Annotated in this window: 3 protein-coding genes; 1 reads left to right on the forward strand and 2 read right to left on the reverse strand. The window is 71.9% G+C overall.

Translation table 11 applies throughout. The annotated features are described in order from the left end of the window. The coding region (locus Q0741_RS26575) for a nitroreductase family protein (RefSeq protein ID WP_298236208.1) at nt 1-311 on the forward strand (311 nt) is incomplete at its 5' end. Between the two features lie 371 nt (nt 312-682). Here Q0741_RS26575 and Q0741_RS26580 read toward each other — a convergent pair. Beyond that, nucleotides 683-2,704 (reverse strand): diguanylate cyclase, encoded by a 2,022-nt coding sequence (locus tag Q0741_RS26580; protein ID WP_298236209.1) that lies wholly within the window; start codon nt 2,702-2,704, stop codon nt 683-685. 200 nt (nt 2,705-2,904) lie between these two features. After that, the coding region (locus Q0741_RS26585; protein WP_298236210.1) for a family 2A encapsulin nanocompartment cargo protein cysteine desulfurase at nt 2,905-4,370 on the reverse strand (1,466 nt) is incomplete at its 5' end.

The raw sequence follows: 4,370 nt of genomic DNA on the forward strand, positions 1-4,370 counted from the left end.
CGCTGCGGGCCGAGGCCCGGGCCGCCGCGCTGGACCAGGACGTGATCGGCGACGCCGCCGCGGTGCTGGTGCTGTCCGCCGACCGTGCCGCGCTGGCCGCGGACGCCTGCGGTGCCGCCCGCGGCTACCGGCATGCCTTCCTGGAAGCCGGGCTGGTGGGCGAGCGCATCTATCTGGAGGCGTCGGCCCGTGGCCTGGGCGCCTGTGCCGTGGGCGCCTTCTACGACGACGAGGCCTCCGCGCTGGTGGGCGCGGACCCGGCGCGGGAGTGGGTGCTGCACTTCGCGGCGCTGGGGGTGCGGGGAGGGTGAGAGCGCCCCATGCAGTGCCGGAAAGGCTGTTGGATATTGGCTGGGAACTGGTTGGGCGAATTGCAGTTCGCAGGCGGCAGAGTTCGCTGCGAAGCGGCTATTCGCGGCGACCCTTTGAATAACGGCACCGTGCACAAACCTGCAGCCCAAGCAGCTTGTGAATTCCCCATTCACACCACGAGGGGCTCTGCGCGGGGATGACGAAATAGAGTGCGCGGCGCCCTGGCTACCGGGATGCAACTGAGCCCTGGCTTTCCCCGGTTCGCAGCACGCCCTCGCAGGAATGCCGAATCAGTTGGCCGCGCAGCGCGCCCCTCGGCCAGCCGCCAGAAACCTTCCTCGGCCGCATCCCTCCCGCGAGCCCATTCCTCTCACGCCGCCACCACCGCCCCCCGCTTCGCCAGCCTCGCATGCCCGCGCCCATGCCGCTTCGCGGCGTAGCAGGCGTGGTCGGCCGCGCGCATCCACTGCTGGGGTTGCGCCATGTCGTCCTCCAGCATGGCGACGCCGGCGGAGGCGCCCACGCGCAGGCGGCGGCCTTCCCACTGCAGCTCCAGGCCGTTCACGGCGGCGCAGGCGCGCTGCGCGATCTGCAGCGCCTTTTCCGCTTCGCAGCGCTCCAGCAGCAGCACGAACTCGTCACCGCCCAGGCGCACGGCCAGGTCGCTGCGGCGCACGCAGCCCAGCAGCGCCTCGGCCACCGCCTGCAGCATCGCGTCGCCCGCGGCATGGCCGGCGCTGTCGTTGATGGGCTTGAAGCGGTCCAGGTCGATGGCCACCAGCGCCGCCGGCATCGCCACCGCCCGCGACGAGAACAACCGCTCCAGCCGCCGCTCCAGCTCGATGCGGTTGGCCAGCCGCGTCAGCGGGTCGTGGCGCGCGCTCCACTCCAGCTGCTCGCGCGCGGCCACCTGCGCGCTGTAGTCGGCCACGGTCCAGATCACGCCGCTGGCCGCGTCGCCCGCGCGCTCCTGGCGCGCGTGCAGCACGGCCCAGAAACGCGTGCCGTCGGCGCGCTGCAGCTGCCATTCGCCGCGGTAGGACTGTCCCGCCCCAAAGGCCTGCTGCACCGCTTGCCGCAGCGGCACGCACTCCAGCCCCACCAAGCTCGTCGGCTGGCCCTGCAATTCCTCGGCCCCGCGGCCCAGCAGCCGGCACAGTTCGGCATTGACCAGCTCGAAGCGGTCCTGGCGCGTGAGCGCGATGCCCACCGGCGCCGCCGCCATCACCGACTCCAGCCGCCCCAGCAGCTCGGCGTTGGCCGCCTCCAGCGCGGCGCGCTCGCTGCCCACGTCGCGCAGCACCTGCGCCAACTGCCCGATCTCGCCACCGCAGGCGGGCCAGCCCGAGCGCGGGTCCTGGCCGGCATCGAACAAGGTCTGCGCACGGCGCTCCAGCATCCGCATCGGCCGCAGCAGCCAGCCCACCAGCGCCAGCAGCACCAGGCTGGCCACCAGCACCGTGACCAGCGCATCCACCAGCGCCCGGCTGCGCGCCGCGTGCAGCGGCTGCAGCAGCCGGTCCTCGGACTGCAGCCGCCACAGCAGCCAGTCCGGGCCCATGACGGCCGCCACCGAGACAATCAGATTGGGCCGCGGCACCGACACTCCGCTGGGCTCCAGCGGGCTGCGCAACTGCTGCCAGCCGCTCCAGACGTCGGCAAGCAGCGGATCGTCGGCCATGTGTTTCATCACGCGGCTGGTGTCCGGGTGGCCCAGGATGCGGCCCTGCGTGTCGCTGACCACCAGCAGCGCGTCCTCGTCCTCGTGGTCGAGGTACTGCGCGGCGTGGGTCAGCAGGTCGCCGTGGCCCAGGCGCATCGCGCCGGCGATCACGCCGTACAGGCCCTCGGGGCCGTGCAGCGGGTAGGTGAAGACCACCACCGGTTCATCGACGACGCGGCTGGTCAGCACCTCCGAGATGACGGGCCGCCCCTCGGCCACGGTCTGCCGGAAGTAGGGCTGCTGGCTGATGTCCACGGCCATCGGGCGCACGCCATCGCGCTCGCCATACATGCGCACGCGCCCGTCGAGAGCGATCACCGCCACGTGGCTGAACTGCGCGCGCAGCACCGCCCGGTCGTGCATGAAGCGCGCCAGTGCCGGCGGGTCGTCCAGCGTGGCGGGGTCGAGCTGCCCACCGGCGATGCGCAACAGGTTCTGCAGATCCACCACGCGGCGGGAGAGGCCGGCCGCGGTGAGCGCCGTCTCCTGCATGTCGCGCTCGCGCTGGTCGCGCAGGGTGTCGCGCTCGGCGCGCTGCACCAGCAGCAGCGAGGTGAGGAAGATGCCCAGCGTCAACGCCGCCACCCCGGCCAGCGTCATGCGCAGCCGCAGCGACCCGCCGCCGCTGCGCAGCCATGTGCCCAGCCGGGCGGTGAAGTGCGGGGTCACGGGCCGGGGCGCGCCAAGGGCCGGTGCGCGGGGAAAGGACGTTCGCGAAGCAAGGGACTGGACAAGATGAAGCTCAAGCGGTGCCTGATCGGCATCGTGGCCTTGCCTTGAAGCCGCCAGCCTCAGGAGGACCGGCGGCTCGTGAGTTCTTCACGTGAGTTCCTCACGTCACCCGAAGCGCCTTGCGCGCCAGTGCCGGCTCAAGGCCGGGGCGCCTTGGCCGAAGCCAGCCCCTTCACCACCGCCACCAGCCGGTCCACCTCCTCGCAGGTGTTGTAGAAGGCCAGCGACGGCCGCACGGTGGTTTCCAGGCCGAAACGGCGCAGGATCGGCTGCGCGCAGTGGTGCCCGGTGCGCACCGCGATGCCCTCGCGGTTGAGCGCGTCGCCGACCTCGGCGGTGCTGTAGCCGTCCAGCACGAAGCTCAGCACGCTGGCCTTGTCGCGCGCGGTGCCGATGAGCTTCACGCCCGGGATCGGGCGCATCTGCTGCGTGGCGTAGTCCAGCAGCGCGTGCTCGTAGCGGCCGATGGCCTCGATGCCGATGCGCTCCACGTACTCCAGCGCCGCCGCCAGCCCCACCGCGTCGGCGATGTTGCCGGTGCCGGCTTCGAAGCGCGTGGGCGGGGCGTGGAACACGGTGCGCTCGAAGGTGACGTCCGCAATCATGTTCCCGCCACCCTGCCACGGCGGCATCTGCTCCAGCACCTCGCGCTTGCCGTACACCACGCCGATGCCCGTGGGGCCGAAGATCTTGTGGCCGGAGAAGACGAAGAAGTCCGTGTCCAGCGCGCGCACGTCCACGCGCATGTGGCTCACGGACTGCGCGCCGTCCACCAGCGTGCGCACGCCGTGGCGGTGCGCGATGTCCACGATCTCCTTCACCGGCACCACCGTGCCCAGCGCGTTGGACACCTGCGTCACCGACACGAGCTTGGTCCGGTCGTTGAGCAGCCGCTGGTACTCCTCCAGGATCACCTGCCCGGAGTCGTCCACCGGGATCACGCGCAGCTTGGCGCCCTTCTCGGCCGCGAGTTGCTGCCAGGGCACGATGTTGGCGTGGTGCTCCAGGTGGCTGACGATGATCTCGTCGCCCGGCCCGATGTGCTTCGCGCCCCAGCTCTTGGCCACGAGGTTGATCGCCTCGGTGGTGCCGCGCACGAAGATGATTTCCTCCACCGAGCCGGCGCCGATGAAGCGGCGCACGGTTTCGCGCGCACCCTCGTAGGCGTCGGTGGCGCGCGCCGCCAGGGCATGCGCGGCGCGGTGGATGTTGGAGTTCTCGTGCGCGTAGAAATACGCCAGCCGGTCGATCACCGCCTGCGGCTTGTGCGTGGTGGCGGCGTTGTCGAACCACACCAGCGGCCGGCCGTTGACGCGCTCCCGCAGGATCGGGAAGTCCCGCCGCACCGCGTTCACGTCAAAAGGCGGATGCGCCGAGGCCGCCACCTGCGGCGGTGCCTGCACGACGGCGGTCGTCGCGTGCTCCAGGAAGTAGAAGCTGCCACCGCCCGGCGCGGGCGTGCGCGCCGGCGCGGAAGGGGCGTCCAGCTTCGGCACGCCCAGGCCCGCCAGCTCGCCCAGCGCCACGTCACCGCCGGCCACGGGCCGCAGGGCCGATGCCGGCGCGGCCACGGCGCCGGGGGAGGGGTGGTCCAGGAAATAGA

This window comes from uncultured Azohydromonas sp., from assembly GCF_937926365.1.
Lineage (GTDB): Bacteria > Pseudomonadota > Gammaproteobacteria > Burkholderiales > Burkholderiaceae_C > Azohydromonas.